23 protein-coding genes and 1 pseudogene are annotated in these 24,552 nt (G+C 28.1%); 2 read left to right on the forward strand and 22 right to left on the reverse strand.

All coding sequences use genetic code 11. From position 1 onward, the window contains the following. Nucleotides 1–473: 473 nt before the first annotated feature. The 19 genes and pseudogenes from cas2 to A500_RS07795 all read right to left on the reverse strand — a co-directional run bounded on the left by cas2 (nucleotide 474) and on the right by A500_RS07795 (nucleotide 21,851). Nucleotides 474–752 (reverse strand): CRISPR-associated endonuclease Cas2, encoded by a 279-nt coding sequence (gene cas2 / locus A500_RS07715; protein ID WP_016207020.1) that lies wholly within the window; start codon nucleotides 750–752, stop codon nucleotides 474–476. Between the two features lie 13 nt (nucleotides 753–765). Continuing rightward, on the reverse strand, nucleotides 766–1,758 hold the full coding sequence (gene cas1b / locus A500_RS07720) for a type I-B CRISPR-associated endonuclease Cas1b (protein WP_016207021.1): 993 nt from the start codon (nucleotides 1,756–1,758) through the stop codon (nucleotides 766–768). A gap of 17 nt (nucleotides 1,759–1,775) precedes the next feature. Further along, the gene (cas4, locus tag A500_RS07725; RefSeq protein ID WP_016207022.1) at nucleotides 1,776–2,270 is read right to left on the reverse strand and encodes a CRISPR-associated protein Cas4; all 495 of its coding nucleotides are present in this window, start codon (nucleotides 2,268–2,270) and stop codon (nucleotides 1,776–1,778) included. Nucleotides 2,271–2,289: 19 nt separating this feature from the next. Further along, complete coding sequence (locus A500_RS07730) at nucleotides 2,290–4,569, reverse strand: CRISPR-associated helicase/endonuclease Cas3 (protein ID WP_016207023.1); 2,280 nt, start codon at nucleotides 4,567–4,569, stop codon at nucleotides 2,290–2,292. Nucleotides 4,570–4,624: 55 nt separating this feature from the next. After that, nucleotides 4,625–5,707 (reverse strand): CRISPR-associated protein Cas5, encoded by a 1,083-nt coding sequence (gene cas5 / locus A500_RS07735; RefSeq protein ID WP_016207024.1) that lies wholly within the window; start codon nucleotides 5,705–5,707, stop codon nucleotides 4,625–4,627. A gap of 28 nt (nucleotides 5,708–5,735) precedes the next feature. Further along, a complete protein-coding gene (gene cas7i / locus A500_RS07740) occupies nucleotides 5,736–6,635 on the reverse strand; it encodes a type I-B CRISPR-associated protein Cas7/Cst2/DevR (protein ID WP_016207025.1) in 900 nt (299 codons plus the stop codon). A 14-nt stretch (nucleotides 6,636–6,649) separates the two neighbouring features. Beyond that, nucleotides 6,650–7,992: pseudogene (cas8a1, locus tag A500_RS21670) on the reverse strand (type I CRISPR-associated protein Cas8a1/Csx8). Between the two features lie 14 nt (nucleotides 7,993–8,006). Beyond that, nucleotides 8,007–8,747, reverse strand: a complete 741-nt coding sequence (gene cas6 / locus A500_RS07750) for a CRISPR-associated endoribonuclease Cas6 (protein WP_016207026.1) — start codon at nucleotides 8,745–8,747, stop codon at nucleotides 8,007–8,009. Between the two features lie 164 nt (nucleotides 8,748–8,911). Continuing rightward, nucleotides 8,912–9,067, reverse strand: coding sequence for a hypothetical protein (locus A500_RS20350; RefSeq protein WP_157453624.1), 156 nt, complete (start codon nucleotides 9,065–9,067; stop codon nucleotides 8,912–8,914). Between the two features lie 82 nt (nucleotides 9,068–9,149). After that, nucleotides 9,150–9,707: a DUF3267 domain-containing protein gene (locus A500_RS07755; protein ID WP_016207027.1), complete on the reverse strand. Its 558-nt coding sequence runs from the start codon at nucleotides 9,705–9,707 to the stop codon at nucleotides 9,150–9,152. A gap of 229 nt (nucleotides 9,708–9,936) precedes the next feature. Continuing rightward, complete coding sequence (locus A500_RS20740; protein WP_016207028.1) at nucleotides 9,937–10,086, reverse strand: hypothetical protein; 150 nt, start codon at nucleotides 10,084–10,086, stop codon at nucleotides 9,937–9,939. A gap of 185 nt (nucleotides 10,087–10,271) precedes the next feature. Then, nucleotides 10,272–11,519: a phosphoribosylamine--glycine ligase gene (purD, locus tag A500_RS07760; RefSeq protein WP_016207029.1), complete on the reverse strand. Its 1,248-nt coding sequence runs from the start codon at nucleotides 11,517–11,519 to the stop codon at nucleotides 10,272–10,274. Nucleotides 11,520–11,950: 431 nt separating this feature from the next. Then, complete coding sequence (gene purH, locus A500_RS07765; protein WP_016207030.1) at nucleotides 11,951–13,453, reverse strand: bifunctional phosphoribosylaminoimidazolecarboxamide formyltransferase/IMP cyclohydrolase; 1,503 nt, start codon at nucleotides 13,451–13,453, stop codon at nucleotides 11,951–11,953. A gap of 150 nt (nucleotides 13,454–13,603) precedes the next feature. Then, a complete protein-coding gene (gene purN, locus A500_RS07770; protein WP_016207031.1) occupies nucleotides 13,604–14,212 on the reverse strand; it encodes a phosphoribosylglycinamide formyltransferase in 609 nt (202 codons plus the stop codon). Continuing rightward, nucleotides 14,200–15,201, reverse strand: a complete 1,002-nt coding sequence (purM, locus tag A500_RS07775) for a phosphoribosylformylglycinamidine cyclo-ligase (protein ID WP_016207032.1) — start codon at nucleotides 15,199–15,201, stop codon at nucleotides 14,200–14,202. The genes purN and purM overlap by 13 nt, the downstream gene beginning before the upstream one ends. Before the next feature lie 22 nt (nucleotides 15,202–15,223). Further along, nucleotides 15,224–16,630, reverse strand: a complete 1,407-nt coding sequence (purF, locus tag A500_RS07780; RefSeq protein ID WP_016207033.1) for an amidophosphoribosyltransferase — start codon at nucleotides 16,628–16,630, stop codon at nucleotides 15,224–15,226. A 20-nt stretch (nucleotides 16,631–16,650) separates the two neighbouring features. Further along, a complete protein-coding gene (purC, locus tag A500_RS07785; RefSeq protein WP_016207034.1) occupies nucleotides 16,651–17,355 on the reverse strand; it encodes a phosphoribosylaminoimidazolesuccinocarboxamide synthase in 705 nt (234 codons plus the stop codon). Next, on the reverse strand, nucleotides 17,355–17,834 hold the full coding sequence (gene purE, locus A500_RS07790) for a 5-(carboxyamino)imidazole ribonucleotide mutase (protein ID WP_016207035.1): 480 nt from the start codon (nucleotides 17,832–17,834) through the stop codon (nucleotides 17,355–17,357). Before purE ends, purC begins: the two co-directional genes overlap by 1 nt. A 279-nt stretch (nucleotides 17,835–18,113) precedes the next feature. After that, nucleotides 18,114–21,851, reverse strand: coding sequence for a phosphoribosylformylglycinamidine synthase (locus A500_RS07795; protein ID WP_016207036.1), 3,738 nt, complete (start codon nucleotides 21,849–21,851; stop codon nucleotides 18,114–18,116). Nucleotides 21,852–22,160: 309 nt separating this feature from the next. Here A500_RS07795 and A500_RS07800 point away from each other — a divergent pair, with 309 nt between their 5' ends. Both A500_RS07800 and A500_RS07805 read left to right on the forward strand, forming a co-directional pair. After that, complete coding sequence (locus tag A500_RS07800; protein ID WP_016207037.1) at nucleotides 22,161–22,349, forward strand: hypothetical protein; 189 nt, start codon at nucleotides 22,161–22,163, stop codon at nucleotides 22,347–22,349. A 13-nt stretch (nucleotides 22,350–22,362) separates the two neighbouring features. Next, nucleotides 22,363–22,557, forward strand: coding sequence for a hypothetical protein (locus tag A500_RS07805; RefSeq protein ID WP_016207038.1), 195 nt, complete (start codon nucleotides 22,363–22,365; stop codon nucleotides 22,555–22,557). Between the two features lie 81 nt (nucleotides 22,558–22,638). Here A500_RS07805 and A500_RS07810 read toward each other — a convergent pair whose 3' ends face one another. The 3 genes from A500_RS07810 to A500_RS19410 all read right to left on the reverse strand — a co-directional run bounded on the left by A500_RS07810 (nucleotide 22,639) and on the right by A500_RS19410 (nucleotide 24,482). After that, nucleotides 22,639–22,794 (reverse strand): zinc-ribbon domain-containing protein, encoded by a 156-nt coding sequence (locus A500_RS07810; RefSeq protein ID WP_016207039.1) that lies wholly within the window; start codon nucleotides 22,792–22,794, stop codon nucleotides 22,639–22,641. Nucleotides 22,795–23,082: 288 nt separating this feature from the next. Next, the gene (locus A500_RS07815) at nucleotides 23,083–23,238 is read right to left on the reverse strand and encodes a zinc-ribbon domain-containing protein (RefSeq protein ID WP_016207040.1); all 156 of its coding nucleotides are present in this window, start codon (nucleotides 23,236–23,238) and stop codon (nucleotides 23,083–23,085) included. 305 nt (nucleotides 23,239–23,543) lie between these two features. Continuing rightward, nucleotides 23,544–24,482 (reverse strand): amidase domain-containing protein, encoded by a 939-nt coding sequence (locus A500_RS19410; protein WP_016207041.1) that lies wholly within the window; start codon nucleotides 24,480–24,482, stop codon nucleotides 23,544–23,546. Nucleotides 24,483–24,552: the final 70 nt, after the last annotated feature.

Below are 24,552 nucleotides of genomic sequence, written 5' to 3' on the forward strand. Positions count from 1 at the left end.
CATTTACATTCCAATATGGTGCTACTAATATAAAGTTATGTTTTATATACTTCCCCTGTTTCTTCAAATTTACATTCCAATATGGTGCTACTAATATTGAATAGTTATAATAGTTTTGATTTCATTAAGTCAAATTTACATTCCAATATGGTGCTACTAATATTATGTATTCAGTTGAACTTATTTTTTAATCTTAAAATTTACATTCCAATATGGTGCTACTAATATAATCGCCAATGAAAAGCACAACTAGACTAATATAGAAATTTACATTCCAATATGGTGCTACTAATATGCGTCCGCTGACAATCCGTATTATTACTTATATCTAAGTGGTATTTTTGTCTATCTACTAATTTAAAAGTGATATTACTAACTTTTATAATATAAAGTATATAAAATATTTCTTTAATCCCTTAATATTACTATCATTGTCTACTCACCTATATTTTAACATTATCTTAGGTCGACAATTAAATAAAGTTGCTAGTTTTATCCTCCTTTTTCCCCCACATATCTTTAGATAGCCATCTTTCATTTCTACTTTTAAATAATATTATAGAATCTTTCTCTTTTCTTATTATACCATCTAATTCGTATTTTAGCTTAATTATTTGTGACTCTGCTAGCTCCCCTTCAAATACTGAGTTTTGAATATTAGATAAGTATTTTTTACATATTTTAAAAGTTCTATTTAGAACTCGCTGCCCCCCATCATCACTTTTTATATCATAAACTAATATAACATACAATTAACTCTCACCCCTACCACCATATTTTAAATGGATCATAATCTTTCTCTTCTAATAAATGCTTTATAAGTTTATAACACTCAAGTCTCATTAAATATTCATATGATACACTTTTATTTAAGTCTTTATGTTTTATAGTTGTCTGTAGTTTTTGATCCAATTCTCCTACTATTATTTTTGATGCTTCTTTTGTAAGATGTAAGTAATTTAATTCTTTAGTAAAACTTTTTTCAGTTATCTGCTTCTTATTCAAAAGTGAAAATATAAGTCTATCAGCTAATATTGGTTTAAATATTTCTGCTATATCTAAACTTAAGGAAAATCTTCGCACTCCCGGCTCATGAAGATAACTAACTGTAGGATTTAGTTGTGTATGATATATAGCTCCTAATACTTTTGTGTATACTAATGTATTTACAAATGATATTAACGTATTTATCATATTATCTGGTGGATTTTTCACTCTCTTTGTAAAATCTATCTTTTGGTCTATGATTATATTCCAAGCTTCATAATATACTTTTCTTATGTTCCCTTCATATCCCATTAACTCATTTATGTTATTGCTAGTATATATTCCCTTTCTTAAAGTTTCTATTTTATCCATATAGCTTTGTACATCTTTACCTCTACCATTATAGTATCTTAAATTTCTATATATATTATAACTTGCTCCATCTATAAATCTTTTAGCTATTTCTAACCTTTTCTTTTCATCAGTATAATGCGTTACTTGATTCACCAATAAATTTCCTGATACAAGTTTTTCTCTTGGTTGAAAGCTTCCAGTATAGAAACTATAGTAATTAAAAAAGTGTACCACTACATCATATTGAGATAAAAAATTTACTAGGCTTGTATTAAAATTCATTTCAGACATAACATATATTTCATTTACTGTCTCTATAGGAATATATCGTTTTTGACCTTCTTCATCTATAAATGCTATAGAGTTGTCTTTTCTTTTCAATTCACCATTATTATATATATAATAACTTCTTTTCATAAATTCTCATCCTCCTTTTATATAAAGCATAAATCATAGTAAGCACAAGATTTGCATATTTTCTTTTTTTCTAACGGCGGAGGATTTTTTAACGCAACTATCTTTTTGATATCTTCTAAAATTCCTTCAATAAGAATAATATCTTGATCTGTTAGCTCCACATCTATACTTTGTTTAAGTAACGGATAATCTATTTTACCTTTTATATTATCTACTTCTCTTTTCTTAAGAAAATACAAATAATATTTCACCTGTAATATACTAGCTTCTTCTATTTTATTGCTTTTTTTAACTTCATGTAATATACCTTTAGAACGTATAAAATCTATATTTATTATGTTATCTATATTTATGTGCTTTTTATCTCTTTTGTATGTTTCTTCGTCTATGGCTTTTCCTATTTCAACATTTTCATTACCCTGTTCCATTTGTATTTCATTATAAAAATACCATAGCTTTCTTTTGCAAACTTCATAGTAATAAACCATTACTCCAGTAATTTCTTTTTTCATTATTCACCTCTATTTTTCATTACCATATATTTGAACCTCTTCTGATCTCATCATACTTCATTTTTTTATATCCAACTTCATCATATTCACACTCTATGACCTTTATATAGTCATTTTTATGTTTACCTAAATAAATCTTACTAAAATTTATAGCCTGACCCTTTCCTCTTGCTCTCTCATAATTTTTAATATCATTTGGATGTACTGATACTGTGAATTTTCTTATTTCATCTTTCCATTTCACTCTTTCATAAGGGCTAAGATTTTCATTAAATAGTTTATGTTCTATATCTTTTATATCTTCTAAATACTTTTCATAAATAGGACTTGGTATAATTTCTTCTGATAATATATTCCTTAAATCTATTTTTTCTATCTCAAACTCATATGGGGGAACTACTTTTATATAATTATATATTTCTTTATATTTTCTCATATAATGGCTTTCTTTGAGCTTTTTAGTTGTAAGATATGTTTCTATTAATTTTATTTTTTCTTGTTCTGATATTTGTCCCTCATAGGAAATTATTGCTTCTTTTGATAATTCATATAACTTTTTATCAATAAATCCTTTATCCCCATTAGTTAAATTTGTGTTATCTATTTCTGTATATACATAGCAATTATATTCGCTGCTATCTTTCTTACCTTTTCTATTACATCTTCCTAACCTTTGGAATAAGGAGTTTAAATCTTGTAGTTCCGTAAATAAATAATCAAAATCTATATCTAAACTTGCTTCAACTATTGATGTTGATATCCATATGCCATTTTGTTTATCTAAATCTTTATTTTCATCATAGGTTCTACCAAATTCTATAATTTCTCTTTCTTTCTCCATCCTATCTTTTCTTATAAATTTACTGTGTAATATATGAAGTTCTTCTTTAGGAACTAAATCTTTTAGTTCCTTATAAAGTTTTTGAGCTTCTTTTATTGTATTAGCCACCACTAGTATCTTATTATTTTTATCTAATTTTTTATTTTCATTGTATTTATTTCTAATATCTTCACTATTTATTCTTTTATTTAACACTTTTAAATTATGTCTTTCCATATCATTAGTAAATGGAACTTCATTTTCTTTAAAAGTTATATTTTTGATTAATAAATCCTTAATAAACGGAGGTAATGTTGCTGTTAGTATAGCTATTTTCCCACCTAGCTCAACTACTTTTTCTAATCCGCATATTAAATATGCCAACAAATCTGGTCCATATGCTTGAATTTCATCTATAACTATTTTTGAATAAGATAACGTAGTAGCTTTTAGTTCGTAACCTTGATATTTATAAACAAAATCAAATATTTGATCCATTGTAGATATATTTAATGGTATTGATAGCTGTTTTCCCACTTTATGATAATTAAGCAAATCAATTTCTTCTTTTTCAGCATTATTACTTTCAATATTTTTAATATAGTATTCTAATGCACTAGAATGAAGTATTGCTATTTTTTCATCTATTGATTTATTATCTAAAATATCATTTCTTACCCTGTCATATATTGCATTTATCGCAGTTCTTATAGGCAATACAAAAAAGCCCTTATTATCACTTATCCATAGTAGCCCTGCTTCTGTTTTTCCCATACCTGTTTGAGCTATGGCTATTATATTTTCATCCCTATTTTCCATACAAAACTTTTGAAGCTTATTCCAAGAAGCCTCACTATTATTATTTTTCCACTTCTCTAGGAGCCCATGAAGTGAATCTTCTAAAAAGTTATTTGGATACTCTGCTATATTTCCTGAACTTGCACTATAATCACATTTATGTAAGTATCCCTTTATTTTTATGCCTTCATTATTTTCTACCATACATTTAAGCTTAGATTTTGTTGACTTCTTTATTTTATAAGTTTTAAAATCATTCAATAAACCTTGTATTAACTCTGTTTTATCACTTATTTCATCAAAATTATTACAGTAATTATGGTGATTTAATACGCTATGAGCCACTTTTAGATAATCCTCAAAACTTTCAAAGTTATTGCTATCAATAAGATATAAAGATAGTACATTATGAACAACTTCCTTAGATTCATTAAATTTTTTACTTTTTCCAGTAACTCTATTTTGAAATTCACAATTCACTTTGCCTAAATCATGGTATATACATGCTTTTTCTACTAATTCAAATAACTTACCTTCTTCAATATAACCTAATCTCTGAAGTACATTTAAATTTTCAAGTAAATCTAGAGTATGTTCTTTTATTGTTTTATCTGGCTTTGCCATATATTTTTGTATTAGTTCTAGAGTATCTTTATCTAATATATATAATTTTTCCTCCATAAAACCTCTCCTAAATTTAAAGCAGCAAGGTCATTCCCTACTGCTTAACATTATTTTATATGAAGTTAACAATATATTCCTTATTATCTTCATCATCTATAAGTACATTATCACTTGTACTTTCAATTATATATTGTGAGGCATAAACAACTTTCTTTTTTTCGAAAACTCTTTTACCATCATTTATACTATAGTTTTTATTTAAATAATATTTTGTTCCACTAACACTTTGTCCTGCTTTAGCTTTATCAAAATATATACATTCATTTTTCACATCATCATAGTTCAAATATGCAGAGTAATTACTTATAATATCACAATCCTCAGCTTCCTTTAAATCTACAATTTTAGCTTCTTCTATATTTATAAAATCCTCACTTCTACCTATAGACTTCAAATTATAGATATTTTCCTCTATATTCCTTAAAGTTTCATCATCACTTCTAACATGAATAATTAATTCTATATCATTTAATATTTCATAAAATTTTAATGATGTTGTTAACGATCTAAATTTTGATACTGGTTTAATATAATTGTATATTTCATAATTTTTTACTTTTTCTTTAAACTCATTTTCTATTATTTTAATTTCTTTCTCTTTTTGAGATAACTCTAAAAATTCTTTTGATTTTTTATCTAGCTTCTTTTTTATTTCTGTAAGTTTAGATTTTTCACTCTTAAACTCTTGTAGCTTTTCTTTATATTCATTTTTTTTATAGTCATCTATTTTATCTTTTAAATCTTTTAATTTCCTATATTCACTTAATAACTCTTCATTATAAACTTGTATAGTTATTCCTTTTCTAAAACTATTCCCTTGAGATTTTTTTGCACTCGCAACTTTATCAAAAGCACTTGATAAAAGACTTTCATTCTTCATCTTTACTAATATTCCTCTATCATCCATCACGGAATTTAAAAAACAATAATCTGTATATGGCTCATTATGCATTGATTCAAACCTACCTTGTACACTAATATCCATAGGATGATACTCTCTATAATTACAAGCATTATGAATAGCTCCTATTATTGTAGATATGGGCGGTAGAGGATATGTCATTTTATTATCTATTGTTTCTTCTCTTTTATAATTAGCACTACTTTGTGTAAGTACTATTCTTAATGCTTTCATGATAATTACCTACTTTCTTCTTTTATACTTATACATTAAAGTAAGTTTTTACTTCATTTCTAACATTATCAAAAAACTTTGTTATAGAGATTGGATTTAATTCAGCTTTTATTTCATTTTCATTTTTTAATGCTTTTCCTTCAAGTAAACCAACATGGTAACCTTTTTCAATTTTATCCTTTAAATCCTCTGATATTATTAACTTATCTTCTTCTACCTTCACAACATTTTCAAAATAATGTGTCTTTTTGTCAGATAAACCTCCAACTATAAATATTGGTTCTGAATTATCAAGATTCCCTTTAACTGTTAAACTTAAGTTTTCTACTGCATCTAAAATTGAATTTATTCTATCTGCTTTTTCCTTATTATCTGCTTCTTTATATCCTTCTTCTTGTTTAAAATTTTCATCTTTTCCTATCATCTCTAAATCTATTGTTATACTATATATTTTAAAAGATTTATCATATTCATATTGATAAGGCATAAGTCCAGCTTCTCCAGCTTTTTCTTGTAAATTTATATTTTTGCTTTTTGCTGCATTATTTGCTAAATATAAATTATTATGGAATCTTGTTTCATTTACAAAGCTTTCACAGGATATAGCATCAGTTAAGTAGAATGAACTTTTTCTAATATAAGTAGTTCCTTTTGTACTCATATATCCACCTTCAAGAGCTCTACAATTAGATGCATTTAAATTCTCATTAGCCATTTTTTGAGTTGCACCATCAACTTCAGTTTGTAAATCATCATACATGCCACTTTGAACCATAATCGCATTTTTTAAGCTTTCTCTACTTCTTATAGTATATACTTTTCTATTTTTAAATATTTTTTGTACACTTGCTATATTTCCCAATCCTTCTGAATAATTTGAAGTCATATTTGCTACCACTGTTAAAGTTAATGCCTTTTTAATTTTCATAATTCCACCTCTTATTATTTATTTTCCTTTTTCTTTGTTAATGCATTTATAAAGGTATATGCTAAATCTTTATTTTCTTCAAAATCATCAAATAAATCATATACAAAACCAAATTCTACTCCTGAATAATTTGATAATTGTAGTAGTATTTGGCAAACTCTATCATAATCCTTGAATATAATTGAACTTGTTAATTTTTGTTTATAGCTATCTAATTTATTTACTTCTAATACTTCAGCTACTTGTTTGGCATTTTTATATGCTCCCTTTAATCTATCTTTCATTGATTCATCCCTCCTTATTAATACATTAATCTTTATAAGTTGACTTACTAAATAATCTCTGCCTTTTTCTTTCAAAAATAACTCTATTAAGTTATCTAATAATAAATTATTTAAAATACAATCTGTTACTTTCTTTTGTATATTTATATAATATTTATCTGTTACTTTATAAGAAAAACAAAATGCCTTATAATCTATATTTTCTTCAGCCATTTTTTAAATATATCTATACTTTCCTTTCTTATATATAAAGTTTCAAAATATGATTTATCTCTATCTTTAAATATTACTTCTATATCTCTATCTATAAAATCTGTACTTTCTATAATTCCCTTAAATAAAATTTGTCTTATATCTTTTGATTTTCTACTACTATCTAACTCACCCTCTACCTTTATTCTTAGAGTTTTATTAGATATTTTCAGTCTCTCAACTGTATAATTATCATTTATAAAAAAACCTTCTCTTTTTCCTTCAAAAGCAAATGGGATAAAATCAAATTCTCTTTCATCACGACCAACAAAGGTGCTTGTATTAAAATTAAAAGCTGTAGATTTACCCTTTTTCCCAGAATCTATATAATATCCAAGTAATCTACAATTTTCTTGAGAATCATTAAATAACTGATTTGTATTGGCATAATTAGCATACATATCACTTTTACTTCTAAAAGTTTCTCTAATTAGCTCATTTCTATTTTTAATAATAATATCTAATATTTGTTGTTTGTTTGTTTTATCATATTTTAACTTTCCAAAAGTCTTTTTCATTATTGTGTTAGCTGATAATTTATCATTTACCAACTTTATTTCTTCATCACTTAAATCTTCTTTAGAAAGAATATTTTCTACAACCTTATGATGTAATTCCTCCCCGTATTTGTATTCTACAAATTCTAAGTATTTTTCTTCATTAAGATCTTCTCTATTGTAATAAATACAATCATCTTCTACCTTATAATCTAAATCATGATAATCTAGATACTGCATTAGTCCCACTATCGCTGCTGAAAATCTCCAATCTGATGGTTCTAGCATTGTATCATAACTATTATTTTCTAAAGTTGTCTTCATGTTATCCTCCTTTCTTATACTAAGTCTTGAGTTACTAAATCTATCATTCCAAATCCCATAGATTTGCGGCTCCCTATTCCAGAATCATAAAAATATTGTAATACTTTATTATTTCCTTGGATTTCAAAGATTCCAGTTGTTATATCTATATATCTTCTATAATGCTTGACAACAACTTTCTTACACTGTATAGGATTTACTTTTATTTCCTCAGATTCTTCTTTAGTAAAACCTACATTTAATAATTGATTTGTTAATACAACATTTAGTTTTTCTCTAAATTTTTCATCATTATATACATAATAAATATCTTTATTTGTCTCTGGATCATGACTTCTTACACATAATCCACTTCCTAATGTAGTTTTAAATATAGCCCTATTGTTATATATTTCTTTTTGATTATTGTTAATTATGCTTTTCAATTTTATAAAATTATCATTAGGTAAAGGATATTGCTTATTTTTTTGAGCTATAAATGCTTGATATAATATTAAACCTAACTTATTATTACCAGTTGAGAAAAGTATCTTTATCTCATTTCCCTCTAGTGTTATTTTATCTTTAGTGAATCTAGATTTAGGAAATATTACTGAAAAACAATACTCTTTTTGCTTTGTATCTTTAAAAAAATCTTCATAGTATTTTCCATCATTGCACTTCGATATCGCATTTTTTATATAACTTAAGACAATCTTTCTATATTCAATAGGAATTTTAGGCTCTTTTAATTCTAATATTAAACAAAATCTCATTCTTCTTCTCCTTATTTACCATTAAAATCTTAATTTTACAAATTATTAATTATATTTTACATTATTTTTGTTAATTTTGAAATATTTTCTATAAAATTATATTATAATTTATTTTTCGTAAAATTAAAAAATAAACTATAAACCTAGAAAGAAATCTACACTTCCTATAAAGTTGGAAGAGCCTTTAATGACTTTGTTAAGTTTATTGAGGATAATCCTAATATTCCTGTAGTAGAGATGAATATAGTCCACTGCACAGGTCGTGGTAAAGTTCTTGTTACTCTTATATTTAGAAACTGTTCATTAATTCTATTTTTCATTTAACCAGTATTTTGAATATGTTATATATCCTCCAAACATAAAAATCCCCAAGACGTAGTCTTAGGGAAATAATAAACCTAATTAGTTTGGCATATACCAATATGAATTGAATTTATGCAAATATGTTCTAGTACCTTTAGGCATTTGTGTAATTGCATTATAAACATTTATAAAATCTCCACAGCCCATACTAGTTGCAAAAATACCTAGTGTTGTTAATACATTATTTTTAATAATTAATCCAATAATATAAGGACCGATTCCAAAAACAATATTTGGTAATAATGACATTATTATAAAGCGTGTCTTGCTCATATCTTCATTACCTACAACAAATAATATTCCTTTTTTTAATAAAGTATATAAATATACTTCTTCTTTAAAACAAATAGCATGTAGGAATTCATGTGGAAAGAGTGATAGCAAAGATAATAATATCCCCCAATTATTAAGATAATTGCCTTGCTTAAAGGCAATTACTAGTAATAGTATAAGCAGTATTATAGCAACAATATTAGCTTTTATTGCTAGTTCAGTTGCATTAGAAGCTTCTTTAAACTTAACATAATTAGGCTTGTGTTCACGATATGGTAGATTATCATAATTACCATCGAATTTTCCCTTATAAATCAATTTCACAGTAGTTACCCCCATATATAAAATTTCTTACTCATTTTCTTTTCCTTGTCTTTTACATTTAATTATAACCCATATACTGTTAAAATCCACTAATTTTTCTAGATAGATATAAATAGCTTAAATAAGATTTTAAACAACAACCTCCATATCATATTCTGTACACATAAAAAGTGGATTATCAAAATCCACTTTTTTATAATATGCTATCTAAATATTATCCTAATATATGTTAAAACTTAGGATCTATCTCAGTCATTTGAATTCTTTTCAAATCTTTTTGTCTTAATCTTGTTTCTTCCATTATTTTATCCCAAGACTCACCTGCTATCATCATTTCCTTTGCTTTTGAATAAACTTGATTTTTTGTTTCTCTATTCATCTTTTTCCTCCAAGACTTTATTAAGCTTTAATTCACTTAATTTATTTTTATTTACTATACTATTATTTGGAGAAATCAAATCAATTATTACATTCAAAGTAAATATATAAATTTAACAATTTTCAAATTTCCATATAATGCAAAAGGATACTATTTTAGCATCCTTATAATAATTATTAAATCTACTATATTACCCCTATATCGCTTCTATAATATTTATCCTTAAATTCAACTTTTTCTATAGCCCTATAAGCGTCTTCTCTTGCTTTTTCTACTGTTTCTCCGACTCCAACTACTGAAAGAACTCTTCCTCCATTGGTTTTCAAAACATCATTTTCAAGTTTTGCTCCTGCTAAGAAAACTTTATCTTTTATTTCATCCTCTATAATAATTTCATATCCTTTAGGATAGCTTGCTGGATATCCTTTTGATGCTAAAACTACATTAACACAAGCACCATTTTTCCACTTAACTTCTGTATTTTTTAAGTTCTCTATTAATGCAGACTCTATAAGTTCTAATAAATCACTTTCCATCAAATTAAGTACTGATTGAGTTTCTGGATCTCCCATTCTTACATTATATTCTAAAAGATATGAACCTTTTTTAGTTATCATAAGACCAAAGAATATTATACCTTTATAATCAAAACCTTCTTCTCTTATTCCAACTAAAGTCCTATTCATTATTTTTTCTTCAAAATCCTTTAAAATTTCTTTTGTTACATATGGATTAGGGGCTAAAACTCCCATCCCTCCTGTATTTGGGCCCTTACCACCATCAAATATTTGTTTATGATCCTTTGCTGATATAAATGGTATAATAGTTTCTCCATCTGTAATTGAAAGAATAGATGCCTCTACGCCTTCTAAAAACTCTTCTATAACTATCTTTTGTCCTGCTCCATTAAATATATCATCAACCATAAAAGATTTTACTGCATCAATAGCTTCCCTTTTATTCTCACAAATAGCAACGCCCTTTCCTGCAGCCAATCCATCAGCCTTAACCACTGTAGGATACGAACAAGTTTCTAAATAAGCTAAAGCTTTATCAACATCATAAAAAACTTCATACTCTGAAGTTTTCACTCCATACTTTTTCATAAAATCCTTAGAAAAACTCTTACTACCTTCAAGCATTGCAGCTTTTTCACTAGGTCCAAAAATCTTAAGGCCCTTCATTTTGAACTTATCAACAATCCCCTTAGTTAAAGGATCTTCAGGACCTACAACAGTCAAATCAATACACTGCTCCAAAGCAAACTCCAAAAGCTCATCTATTTCAGTTATATTCACATTTTCACATTTGCTTTCCCTAGCAGTTCCCCCATTACCAGGAGCAACAAATATCTTCTCAACTCTCTCATTCTTAGCAATCTTCCAAGCAAGAGCATGCTCCCTACCACCAGATCCAATTAATAAAATCTTCATATAAAATCCCCCTCATCAGTAATTCTTACTTCATACTGAAATTTTTTTCAATAACACCCAAAAATTTATTTAATATCTACTACCTCATCAATAACTTTCGTTCATACTAAAAATTATTTCTATATAACTCAAAAGCATTTATTTATTACTATATAGAAAAAAGAGAGCATATTGCGGAAGGCTATATCACAATGAGCTGTTTTTATTTCATTGTTGTTTGAGGCATAGTTGCGTAATAATTTCAGTTGTCTGAGCGAATACGAGTTAAGTGAGAATCTAAATCTCTGATTTAGTTCTTCGAACTTACTGCTACGACTTTGGAGTAGTAGTTTCCTTATAAAATTGCAATTATTATGAAAACAACAATAGAAATATCCAGCGAAATTGTGTAATAGACTGAAGTAATCGGTTCTCTTTTTTCTTAGTTACAATTAATGTTTAAAGTGTCTAACCCCCGTAAATACCATAGCTATTCCATGTTCATTACAAGCATCAATAGATTCTTGATCTCTTACTGATCCTCCTGGCTGTATTATTGCTTTAATACCATTTTTAGCACATTCATCTACTACATCTCTAAATGGGAAGAATGCATCTGAAGCTAAAACTGTTGCACCTTTACCTCTTTGAAGAGCTTCTTCTGTTGCCCAAATTCTATTAACTTGTCCTCCTCCGATTCCAATTGCTACACCATCTTTTATTGCAACAATTGCATTAGATTTAACATACTTAACTACCTTCATGCCAAATAATAAGTCTCTCATTTCTTCTTCAGTTGGTGATTTTTCTGTTACTACTTTTAATTCATCAATTAAATTTTTGTCTTCTTCTTGTAATAATATACCGCCATCAACTGTAACCATATATTTTTTATCTTTTGGAGTATTATTGCACTTAATTACTCTTAAATTCTTTTTAGTTCTTAATACTTCTAAAGCATCTTCATCAAATTCCGGTGCTGCTACTACTTCTAAGAATATTTTTACCATTTCTTCTGCTGTTTTTTTATCTACTTTTCTATTTATTGCTATTATTCCACCAAAAATGGATGTTGGATCTGCATCATAAGCTTTCTTATAAACTTCAAAAGGAGTTTCACCTATTGCAACTCCACAAGGGGTATTATGTTTAAGTCCACAACAAGCTACTTCATCAAATTCAGAAGCAACCTTCCAAGCTATATCCAAGTCTTTTATATTATTATAAGATAACTCTTTACCATTTAATATTTCAAAACTATTCATAGCTCCATCAAATTCATTTGAGCTATAGTATGCTGCACTTTGATGTGGATTTTCTCCGTATCTTAAGCTTTGCTTTTTCTTATATGATATTGAAAGGTATTCAGGATATTCTTCATCTTCTAATAAAAAGTTAGATATTGCTGCATCATAAGCACTCATTAAATTAAATACTTTTCCTGCAAGTTTTTTTCTTAACTTTACTGAAACATCACCATTTTCAGATATTTCTTCCATAACAGCTTTGTAGTCTTCCTTATCTGAGATTACTACTACATCTTTAAAATTCTTGGCTGCAGCTCTAAGCATTGTAGGACCACCAATATCTATAAATTCAACTTTTTCATCAAAGCTTAAATCTTCTTTAACCTTTTGAAAAAATGGATATAAATTTACTATAACAATATCTATAGGATCAATATTTCTTTCTCTTATAGTTTTCATGTGTTCATCATTATCTCTTATAGCAAGTATCCCTGCATGTATAATTGGATGAAGAGTTTTAACCCTTCCATCTAACATTTCAGGAAAATTAGTAACTTCATTAACTTCAACAACATTAACACCATTATCCTTAAGATATTTATAAGTACCACCTGTAGATATTACTTCAACACCTTTATTTTGCAAAAAATTAGAGAATTCCAAAATACCTTCCTTATCAAAAATACTAACTAAAGCTCTTTTTATCAACTTAAAAACCCCTTTCTTTTAATGGGAAAAATGAAAAAATTAATAATAAAAAATTTATAGTTTAAACTTATAAGGGATTTATTTAATTTCATAATTCAACAAAGTTGAGTTATTTCCTTAATTTTTTCATTCTTTCATTCCTTCATTATTTCATTTTATTCTCGTTTTTCCATTTATAATTTCAACTTTATTTTTACTAATTAAATCAATTGCTTTTGGTAATAGCTTATGTTCCTTTTCTAAGACTCTTTTTTGTAATATTTCCTTTGTATCTTCAAAATAGACTGGAACTACTTCTTGAAGTATTATTGCTCCTCCATCTACTTCTTCATTTACAAAGTGTACTGTACAACCTGAATATCTTACTCCTGAGTTTATAACAGCTTCATGAACCTTTAACCCGTACATTCTTGGTCCACAAAAACTTGGAATTAATGATGGATGTATATTTATTATCTTATTTTTAAATTCTTTAAGGATATTTCCTTGAAGTATTGAAAGATATCCAGCAAGAACTATTAAATCTACTTTCCCCTTTGTTAATTCTAATATCTTATCACATGTAGTATCTTTATATTCTTTTTTAGATACTACATAAGTCTTTATTCCTTTTTTCTTAGCTCTCTCTAAAGCAAATATTTCATCTTTACTTCCTATAACCATTTCTATTTTGCAATTTAAATTTCCAGCATCTATAGAATCTATTATTGATTGAAGGTTTGTACCTCCTCCTGATGCAAGTACTGCTATTTTAAGCAAACACCTTCACCTCCAGATGTTACATAACCTATTTCATAAGCTTTTTCTCCCATCTCTATTAAAGCTTTTATAACAAGCTCTGCATCTGACTCATTAACACATAACACAAACCCAATCCCCATATTGAAGGTGTTGTACATATGATCTTTATCTACACCTTTTTCTATTATTTTTTCAAATATTAATGGTAATGGATAGCTATCTTTCTTTATTATTGCTGTAAATTTTTCTCCATTAAACATTCTTGGAACATTTTCTATAAATCCGCCACCAGTAATATGTGCCATTCCTTTTATTTCAAAGCTTTCAAGTAGTTTCAAAATTGGTTTAACATAAATTTTTGTTGGAGTTATTAATGTTTTCCAAGCTTCTTTGCCATCTAGTTCCTCATTTAAATCTTCAAATATCTTTCTAACTAATGAATAACCATTAGAATGTAATCCTGAAGATGCAATACCTATAAGCTTGTCTCCCTCTTTTATATTCTTGCCATTTATTATTTTATCTTTATCTACAATTCCTACTGCAAAACCTGCCATGTCATATTCGCCATCTCTATAAAAACCTGGCATTTCAGCAGTTTCTCCTCCAACTAAAGCACACTCTCCTTGAAGACATCCTTCTGATACCCCTTTTACCAAATCTGCTGCAACTTCTGCTTCTAGCTTTCCACAGGCTATGTAATCTAAGAAGAATAATGGTTTTGCTCCATGACATAAAATATCATTAACACACATTGCAACACAATCTATTCCTACAGTATCGTATTTCTTAGTTTTAAAGGCTATATCAAGCTTAGTTCCAACTCCATCTGTTCCTGAAACTAAAACTGGCTTTTTATATCCTTCTGGCAGCTCAACCATTCCAGCAAAGCTTCCAAGTCCATTTAATACATACTCACTCATAGTTTTACTTGCATATTCTTTTATAAGCTTTACTGATTTATATCCTTCTTCTATATTAACTCCAGCTTCTTTATAAGTTATCATTTAACACACTACCTTTCAGCTTTTATTTTGCTCCTTCTATAGGTGTTGCTACTGGATACATTCCATTAAAGCAACCAACACAATATCCACAATTTTCTTTAAAGCAACTATACATACCTTCCATACTTAAATATCCTAAACTATCACAACCTATTGCTTCTCTTATTTCTTCAATTGATTTTTTAGCTCCTATAAGTTCACTTCTATATGGGGTATCTATTCCAAAGTAGCAAGGAAATTTAACTATTGGTGAAGCTACTAAAAAATGTACTTCTTCTGCTCCAGCTCTTCTTAGAGAATCAACTAAATGTTTTGATGTTGTTCCTCTAACTATTGAGTCATCAATTAATATAACCCTTTTTCCTTTTATATTTACTTTAAGTGGATTTAATTTCACTGCTACGGCTCTTTCTCTAATTTCTTGGGAAGGTGTTATAAACGTTCGTCCTACATATCTATTTTTCACAAATCCAGTATCATAAGGTATTCCTGAAGCCTTTGAATATCCTATAGCTGCTGGTATTCCAGAGTCAGGAACTGCAACTACCACATCTGCATCTATTTTGTATTCTCTAAACAATTGCTCTCCAGCTCTCACCCTTGATTCATGAACATCTAAGCCATCTATTGTTGAATCTGGTCTAGCAAAATAAATGTATTCAAAAGCACAAGTTTGACATTGTGTATTTTCTGAATACTTGTATGATTTGATTCCATTATCGTCTATAATAACTATTTCGCCTGGTTCTATATCTCTAACCAGTTCTGCTTTTATTGCATCTAAGGCACAACTTTCTGATGATAATACATATCCTTCTGCTGTCTTTCCTAAACATAGCGGCCTAATACCATGTGGGTCTCTAACCCCTATAAGTTTATCTTCTGTCAAAATTACCATTGCAAAAGATCCTCTTATTGCTTGAATAGCATCATATATCGCCTTTTCAATCCCCTTTTTAGCACCTCTTGCAATAAGGTTTGCTATAACTTCTGAATCTATTGATGTATGAAAGACATGTCCTCCGTCCTCTAAAAGTTCTCTTATTACATCAGCATTTACTAAAGTACCATTATGAGCCATTGCTATTGATCCAAGCTTAGTTTTGCTAAGTAATGGCTGTGCATTCTCAATTCTAGTGTCTCCACATGTAGAATATCTAACATGACCTATTGCTGCAAAACCTTTAAGTCTATTTAAATCATCTTTGGAAAAAGCTTCTGTTATAAGCCCCATTCCTTTATGAATATCAACACTTTCGCCATTTGCTACAGCTATTCCAGCACTTTCTTGCCCCCTATGCTGAAGTGCATATAATCCATAATATGTCATAGATGCAACATCCATAGGCTTATTTACATAAATACCAAAAACACCACATTCATCCTTGAATTTATCATTACTTGGATCCAAAATTAAATTTGAACTCAAAATAACACCCCCAATATTAATTATTTCTGTATTCTATTTAATATCTCAACATAAGCATCTTTTACATTTCCAAGGTCTCTTCTGAATCTATCTTTATCTAATTTTTCTCCTGTTGTTGCATCCCAAAATCTACATGTATCTGGTGAAATTTCGTCTGCTAATAAAATTTCTCCATTATATCTTCCAAATTCTAATTTGAAATCTATTAATCTTATATTTTGCTTTATAAAGAACTCTTTTAATAACTCATTTATTTTAGCAGTCATTTCATAAATTTTGTTTAATTCTTCAAATGTAGTAGCACCTATTCCTACTGCATGATAATCATTTATTAATGGATCTCCTAATGAATCGTCTTTATATGATAGTTCAAATACTGTAGTTTTAAGTTCAAATCCTTCTTCTAATCCTAATCTTTTAGCCATTGATCCAGCTGCTACGTTTCTAACTATTACTTCTAAAGGTACTATTTCAACTTTCTTACAAAGTTGTTCTCTTTCATTTAACTTTTCTATAAAGTGTGTCTTTATTCCATTTTCTTTTAACATTTCAAAAATCATTGAAGTGATTGCATTATTTAAAGCTCCCTTATCTTCAATTTGACCTTTCTTTTCTCCATTAAATGCTGTTGCATCATCCTTATAATAAACAATAACTTCCTCTGCCTTTTCTGTAGCATATATTTTTTTTGCTTTTCCTTCATACATCATTTCTAATTTTTCCATTATAAATCAATCCCTTCTCCATTTTCTTCTATAAACTTACTTTTCATATCTAATCTAAATTTATTTAACTTTTCTCTTAATGAACTATCCTTTATAGCAAGCATTTGTACTGCAAGCATTCCTGCATTATAACTATTATTAATTCCAACTGTTGCAACTGGAATTGATTTTGGCATTTGAACTATTGAAAATAAAGCATCTAGTCCTTCAACAGCTCCCTTTATAGGAACCCCTATTACAGGCATTGTAGTTTGTGATGCTATAACACCAGGTAAGTGAGCTGCAAGTCCAGCTCCTGCAATAACAACTTCACATCCATTTTCTTCAGCTTCCATCAAAGTTTCCGTTAACTTTTCAGGAACCCTATGAGCTGATAATACATAAGCTTTAAATTCTACTCCAAATTCTCTTAAACAATTAGCGGCACCCTTCATAACCTCAGTATCCGATTTACTCCCAAAAAATATAGCTACCTTCATCTAAAAACCTCCGTTTTTTTTAATTTTACAATTTTATTCAGTTCGCAGTTCACAATTCACAGTTCACAGTTTTTTTCATTTTGTAGGCAACAGCGAACAGGTATCAAGTACTAAGTGTAAACTATAATTAAGAATTACGATTTTCCTTATATATTTAGTCATTATTTCACTAAAAAAGATTTAATATCTGTTACCTGTTCCTTGTTACCTTTTACTGTCTCTACGAAACTGTGAACTGTGCCTTTTAAACTGTGCACTAGAAAATTGCTTTGCAATTTTTTACTTAAAGTACTTAACCCCTGCTTTAAATATCTTTTGATCAAAGTTACCCGGAATATTTTTATATAGGTTTTCTCCTATTCTCTCTGAGTGTCCCATTTTCCCAAGTATCTTCCCATCTGGACTTGTAATTCCTTCTATTCCTAGCATTGAACCATTTGGATTAAAAGGCATATCGCTAGATATTTCACCATCTAAATCAACATATTGTGTTGCTATTTGTCCATTTTTTCTTAACTTTTCTATTAAATCTTGTGGAGCAACAAATCTTCCTTCTCCATGAGATATTGCAATTGAATGTATATCTCCAAGATTTACTTCATTGAACCATGGTGATTTATTAGATACTATTTCTGTTCTAACTATTGAGCTCATATGTCTATTAATTTCATTGTAAGTTAAAGTTGCCATATCTTCTTCTATATCTACAATTTCACCATAAGGTACTAATCCTAATTTTATTAGTGCTTGGAAGCCATTGCATATACCAAGTATTAAGCCATCTCTATTCTTTAATAGATCCATTACAGCATCTTTAATTCTTTCATTTCTAAATACTGTTGCTATAAATTTTCCTGATCCATCTGGTTCATCTCCAGCAGAGAATCCTCCTGGTAACATAATTATTTGACTTTCTCTTATGCTCTTTTCCATTTCTAAAATTGATTGATTTAATAAATTCTTGTTCATATTGTTTAAAACAAGTTCTGAAACTTCTGCACCTTCATTTTTAAAGGCTCTTGCGCAATCATATTCACAGTTTGTCCCCGGAAAAACTGGAATAAATACTTTTGGTTTTGCAACCTTTATTAAAGGAGCTTTTATTTCTTTATCTTCATATAAAACTGTTGTTATTTTTTCTTTTTTATCTTCTGTCTTTATTTTAAATACCTTTGATAACTTCTCTTCAAGTATCTTTTCTAAATATTCTATATCAAAATTAATATCATATTCTTTACAAACAATAGCCCTATTTTCTGTTGTATTACCTATTACTTTATAAGCGCAATCCTCTAATTCTTTTTCTATTTCAACATCATTTTTAACTTCTAAAATCAAGCTTCCATAATTGAGTTCAAATAATTCTTCTTTGCTTAATCCTTCAAACTCTACCCCAATCCTATTTCCTAAGCTCATTTTAGTTAATGCTTCTGCTACTCCCCCAAATTTCACTGATGAAGCTGAAATAACTTTTCTACCTAAAATAAGTTCATGTAACTTTTCTAAGTTATTTTTATATACGTCCACTTTCAATGTCATATCTTCATTTTTCTCAGCCATTAAAAGTACTATCTTAGAGTTATTATTTTTAAACTCTGGAGATATAATATCCTTAGCTTTAGCAACATCAACTGCAAAAGCTACTAATGATGGAGGTACATCTAAGTCTCCAAATGTACCTGACATAGAGTCCTTACCACCAATTGCTGGTATTCCTAAATCCATTTGTGCTTGATATGCTCCAAGTAATGCTGAAAAAGGTTTGCCCCATTTAATTTTATCTTTTCCTAATCTCTCAAAATACTCTTGTAATGTAAGTCTTGCTTTTTTATAATTTCCACCCATAGCTGAAAGTTTAGTTACTGCTTCTATTACTGAATAATATGCCATATGATAAGGACTCCACATTCCCATATCTGGATTGAAACCATATGTCATTAACGTTGCATCATTACTTTCTCCATTTAGTACTGGTACCTTAGCCGCCATCCCTTCTGCTGGTGTTGTTTGATACTTTCCACCAAAAGGCATAAGCACAGTTCCGGACCCTATAGTTGAGTCGAATCTCTCAACTAATCCTTTTTGCATTGATACATTTAATTTTCTTAATGTATCAATCCATGCTTCTTTTATATCTAAATTTTTTATTTTAAATGGATATTCTTTGGGAGATTTCACTTCTACTTCTGTTGTTTGTCTTGCCCCATTTGTATCTAAGAATTCTCTTTTTAAATCTACTATATTTATACCTCTCCAGAACATTCTAAGCCTTTCATTATCAGTTACATCTGCAACTTTAACAGCTTCTAAATTTTCTTCTGCGCATAGAGTTATAAATTTTTCTTCATCTTCTTTATTAATTACAACTGCCATTCTTTCTTGAGATTCTGAAATAGCAATTTCTGTTCCATCTAAACCTTCATACTTTTTAGGAACATTATCTAAATATATATCTAAGCCTCTTGTTAATTCTCCAATTGCAACTGAAACTCCACCTGCTCCAAAATCATTACATCTTTTTATCATCTTTGAAACTTCAAAGTTTCTAAATAATCTTTGAATCTTTCTTTCAGTAGGAGGATTTCCTTTTTGAACTTCTGCTCCACACTCATTAATTGAATCTTCTGTATGTTCTTTAGAGGATCCTGTTGCTCCGCCTAATCCATCTCTTCCTGTTCTCCCACCTAAAAGAATTACAACATCTCCTACTTTAGGCTCTTCTCTAACTACATTTTTCTTAGGCGCTGCTGCTATAACAGCTCCAATTTCCATTCTTTTAGCAACATAATTTGGATGATATATTTCAGCAACTTGTCCTGTAGCAAGACCTATTTGATTTCCATATGAACTATATCCATGAGCTGCTCCTAAAGTTATGGTTCTTTGAGGAAGTTTTCCTTTTAATGTTTCTTCTATATCAACAGTTGGATCTGCGGCACCTGTAACTCTCATGGCTTGATATACATATGTTCTGCCTGATAATGGATCTCTAATAGCACCACCAAGACATGTAGCTGCACCTCCAAAAGGTTCTATTTCAGTTGGATGATTGTGTGTCTCATTTTTAAACATGACTAAATATTCTTCTATTCCATTATTAGTTTCTATATTTACATTAATTGAGCAAGCATTAATTTCATCTGATACATCTAAATCTTCTAATAAACCTCTTTTTCTCATTTCTTTCATTGTTATAACTGCTATATCCATTAATGTTTCATCTCTATCAGTTTCACCATAAACAAAATTTCTTGATTTTAAATATGCTTCATAAGATTTTATTATTGGTCTTGAATAAATTCCTTCCTCAATAACTACATTTTCTATAGCTGTTGAAAAAGTTGTGTGTCTACAATGATCTGACCAATATGTATCAATAACTTTTATCTCTGTAATGCTTGGATCTCTACTTTCTTCTTTAAAGTAATCTCTTATTAGTTTTATATCATCTAAGCTCATAGCAAGATTCATATTACTATGTAACTCATTTATTTCTTTATCACTTTTATTAATAAATCCATTTAATATCTTTACATTTTTCGGCTCTGGAAGTTTTGATGATAGTTCTAAGTTATCTATATTTACTTCTCTGGAGTCAACTGGGTTTATATAATAACTTTTAATTTTTTCTACCTCATCACTTGATAAAGCACCTCTTAATATTATAATTTTTGTCCATTTAACTTCTATTTTTTCTCCTGAAGTCAATAATTGATAACATTCTGAAGCTGAATCTGCTCTTTGATCATATTGGCCTGGTAAATATTCAACTCCAAAGGCAACTTCATGATCTTTTACATCTAGCTTATTTTCATAAACATTATCTACATTTCTTTCTGAAAATATCGTATAAAGAGCTTTTTTATAATCTTCTTCTTTCATTTCCCCTAAAGTATATTTATTTATAAGTCTGACTCCTTCAAGAGAAGTAATTCTTAAATTATTTCTAAAATCCTCAAGTAAACTTTTCCCTTCAATATCAAAGCCTTTTTTTTTCTCTACAAATATACATCTCATTTTAAACTCACATACCTCCAAAACTAATGGATTTTAATTATACTCACGAATTATTATTGAGTTTTATTAAATATAATTCGTATTTATATGACTAAGGTATCATTGTTAGTTATATTTGTCAACTTTTTATCAGTAAAAAACAAAAATAATTCGTTGTATAACGAATTATTTTATATTTTTATAATTTTATATTTCGTATTTATTTATGCCGTTATTTCCCTTTTATTCTATTATTTTTTTCATTAAATATGTTATTTAAATAATATTTTTGCACAAACTAATAGAGATTCAATTTAAGGTGGTGTTAATATGAAGCATAACGCAAAAGAAAATTTAAGATTAGCTTTAGATGAGCTTTGCTCTTGCCAAAATCATCTAAACACTGCTTATTTAAATGCAGAGGAAAATCATAATAGAAGTGAAATTCATACTGCACTTGAAGCTATTGGCAGTGCTGTTGATTCTGCTCAAGATACTTTGAAAAACTATAAAGATTAGGAGGAGATTTTATATGGGTCATAAGACAAATGCAAAAGATGAATTAAAGTGTGCTCTTTCTGATATTACACATGCACAAAAATTGTTGCATGATGCTATAAAAACTGTAGAAAAAGATGATAATAAACAATTTATTCAAGATACTTTAGCAAATGTTAATGAGGCATTACATGCTACAAGGACCTCAACTTATGGATTCAAAGATTAGGAAATGAAATATATTTACTTAAATCATAGATTTAGGGTATCACTTAAAAAGACTGTAGGTAATCCTACAGTCTTCAATTAACTATCTTCTGTTATTTTGAGCTTTTCTTGCTCTTCTGCAATCAATACATCTAACTGGTTCGTTATCGAATCCTTTTTCTTTGTAGAATTCTTGTTCTCCTACTGTGAATATGAATTCCTTACCGCAGTCTTTACATATTATTTTCTTATCTTCCATTTTAAATCCTCCATTCTAAAGACCAATATAATATCAACAAATCTCTACAATGGAGAAAGCTAATTTCTATTCAATCTTTAAACAAATATTTCTCGGTTCTATGACCTACTTCATCATTTTATCATATAATATTTTTTTTGCTAGTAGTTTTTTAATAATTTACCTTATTGTTATTATGGTATATTAATATTAAATTCTATGTTTATTTGCTACTTTTATATGAATTAATTTAAAATTTTACAAAAATAAAAGCTATAGAAATTAATCTATAGCTTAGATAACTTATAATTATCTTCTGTTATTTTGAGCTTTTCTTGCTCTTCTGCAATCAGCACATCTTACTGGATCATTATCGAATCCTTTTTCTTTGTAGAATTCTTGTTCTCCTACTGTGAATATGAATTCTTTACCGCAATCTTTACATACTAATTTTCTATCTTCCATTTTAAATCCTCCATTCTAAAGACTATTCAAGTAACTACTAATCTCTATAACGGAGAATCTCATTATCTTTCAAAATCTTTAAACAAAATATTGTTAGTCTTTTTGACTACCTATTTATAATAACATATTCTTTTTTAAAAAGCTACTCTTTTTTTAAATATTTTTTTAAAAAAGTACCGGTAGCTTTTAACTACCGGCAAAGAAACCTACGTAACCCTAGTGGGTTATTTTTAGTCTTATCATATTTTATATTTTTTATTCCTTCTCTGATATATATTTCAATTAATATATATTGATATATGTATTTAAAGCCCTTCCCTGCTAGAAAGAATATCTAATAAATCTTTTGACGATTTTTCTCTTGTATTCATATAAAACTCTATTTCTTCTATTCGCTTATTCATCTTGTTAATAAATTCTTCTGTTTCTTCACTAATATCCTCTTCACTATTAAATCTAGTATCGCTTAAACTTGCTTTTATTATATATATAGCTTCTACTAATTCCTTTCTATATTCATCTTCAGTTAAATTTTCATTGCATATCTCCATACTATTACTTTTGCTATTTCTATAAATATTATCATTATGACCTTTTATATTATAAATATAGAAATTATAATCATTAGGTTTTCCCATTAAATAATATCTTAAATTCCCATTTTTTATAAAGTTTTCTATGGAATTAGAATGTTGACAAAAATATATAGTTCTTTTTCTATCCATTAATTCTGTAATAACTTGTGAATGAAAAGTTATATTATTTGGCCTTGAATATTGAACTATATCTCCTGGTAATAAATTCATATATATTTCATCCCAATTTATCAATGCATCTATTATTTTATATTCAATATATTTATGAGCTCTTTTATTTTCTATTCCAAAATGTAGATGAAATGGTTGTGCTGCAGTCCACGTAGAGCTTCTATTCGGTAAATTGGCAGAATAATAAAACCAAGATTTAATACTTGTAGCAGTTTCTCTAGAGCCTAAAAACTCCATTCCACCTGCTCTTAAAACTTGTGATACAAAATTAGTGCAATCTCCTCCATCTTTAATATAGTTATAATATTTACTATTTGATGAAGTAGCCCATTTTAGAGCATATTCTACCGCTAATTCCCTATTATAATTCTTATTACTTGCTTCAGCTGATTCAGACTTTACATATAAACTTATTTCAACTAAAGCAAAAACTATTATAAATACTATACTTATTTTTCTTTTAATTAAATTTTTCATTTTTATTTCTCCAGATTATTTTAAACTTTATTATATCTTTTGAAATAAAATTAATTTTATTACACAATAG

The organism is Clostridium sartagoforme AAU1 (assembly GCF_000401215.1).
Classification (GTDB): Bacteria; Bacillota; Clostridia; order Clostridiales; family Clostridiaceae; genus Clostridium; species Clostridium sartagoforme.

Excerpts from the sequence above, each read along its gene's own strand:
- cas1b (WP_016207021.1), bottom strand. The coding sequence starts at position 1,758 with ATGAAAAGAAGTTATTATATATATAATAATGGTGAATTGAAAAGAAAA.
- cas4 (WP_016207022.1), bottom strand. The coding sequence starts at position 2,270 with ATGAAAAAAGAAATTACTGGAGTAATGGTTTATTACTATGAAGTTTGC.
- A500_RS07730 (WP_016207023.1), bottom strand. The coding sequence starts at position 4,569 with ATGGAGGAAAAATTATATATATTAGATAAAGATACTCTAGAACTAATA.
- cas5 (WP_016207024.1), bottom strand. The coding sequence starts at position 5,707 with ATGAAAGCATTAAGAATAGTACTTACACAAAGTAGTGCTAATTATAAA.
- cas7i (WP_016207025.1), bottom strand. The coding sequence starts at position 6,635 with ATGAAAATTAAAAAGGCATTAACTTTAACAGTGGTAGCAAATATGACT.
- cas6 (WP_016207026.1), bottom strand. The coding sequence starts at position 8,747 with ATGAGATTTTGTTTAATATTAGAATTAAAAGAGCCTAAAATTCCTATT.
- A500_RS20350 (WP_157453624.1), bottom strand. The coding sequence starts at position 9,067 with ATGAAAAATAGAATTAATGAACAGTTTCTAAATATAAGAGTAACAAGA.
- A500_RS20740 (WP_016207028.1), bottom strand. The coding sequence starts at position 10,086 with ATGAATAGAGAAACAAAAAATCAAGTTTATTCAAAAGCAAAGGAAATG.
- purD (WP_016207029.1), bottom strand. The coding sequence starts at position 11,519 with ATGAAGATTTTATTAATTGGATCTGGTGGTAGGGAGCATGCTCTTGCT.
- purM (WP_016207032.1), bottom strand. The coding sequence starts at position 15,201 with ATGATAACTTATAAAGAAGCTGGAGTTAATATAGAAGAAGGATATAAA.
- purC (WP_016207034.1), bottom strand. The coding sequence starts at position 17,355 with ATGGAAAAATTAGAAATGATGTATGAAGGAAAAGCAAAAAAAATATAT.
- purE (WP_016207035.1), bottom strand. The coding sequence starts at position 17,834 with ATGAAGGTAGCTATATTTTTTGGGAGTAAATCGGATACTGAGGTTATG.
- A500_RS07795 (WP_016207036.1), bottom strand. The coding sequence starts at position 21,851 with ATGAGATGTATATTTGTAGAGAAAAAAAAAGGCTTTGATATTGAAGGG.
- A500_RS07800 (WP_016207037.1), top strand. The coding sequence starts at position 22,161 with ATGAAGCATAACGCAAAAGAAAATTTAAGATTAGCTTTAGATGAGCTT.
- A500_RS07805 (WP_016207038.1), top strand. The coding sequence starts at position 22,363 with ATGGGTCATAAGACAAATGCAAAAGATGAATTAAAGTGTGCTCTTTCT.
- A500_RS07810 (WP_016207039.1), bottom strand. The coding sequence starts at position 22,794 with ATGGAAGATAAGAAAATAATATGTAAAGACTGCGGTAAGGAATTCATA.
- A500_RS07815 (WP_016207040.1), bottom strand. The coding sequence starts at position 23,238 with ATGGAAGATAGAAAATTAGTATGTAAAGATTGCGGTAAAGAATTCATA.
- A500_RS19410 (WP_016207041.1), bottom strand. The coding sequence starts at position 24,482 with ATGAAAAATTTAATTAAAAGAAAAATAAGTATAGTATTTATAATAGTT.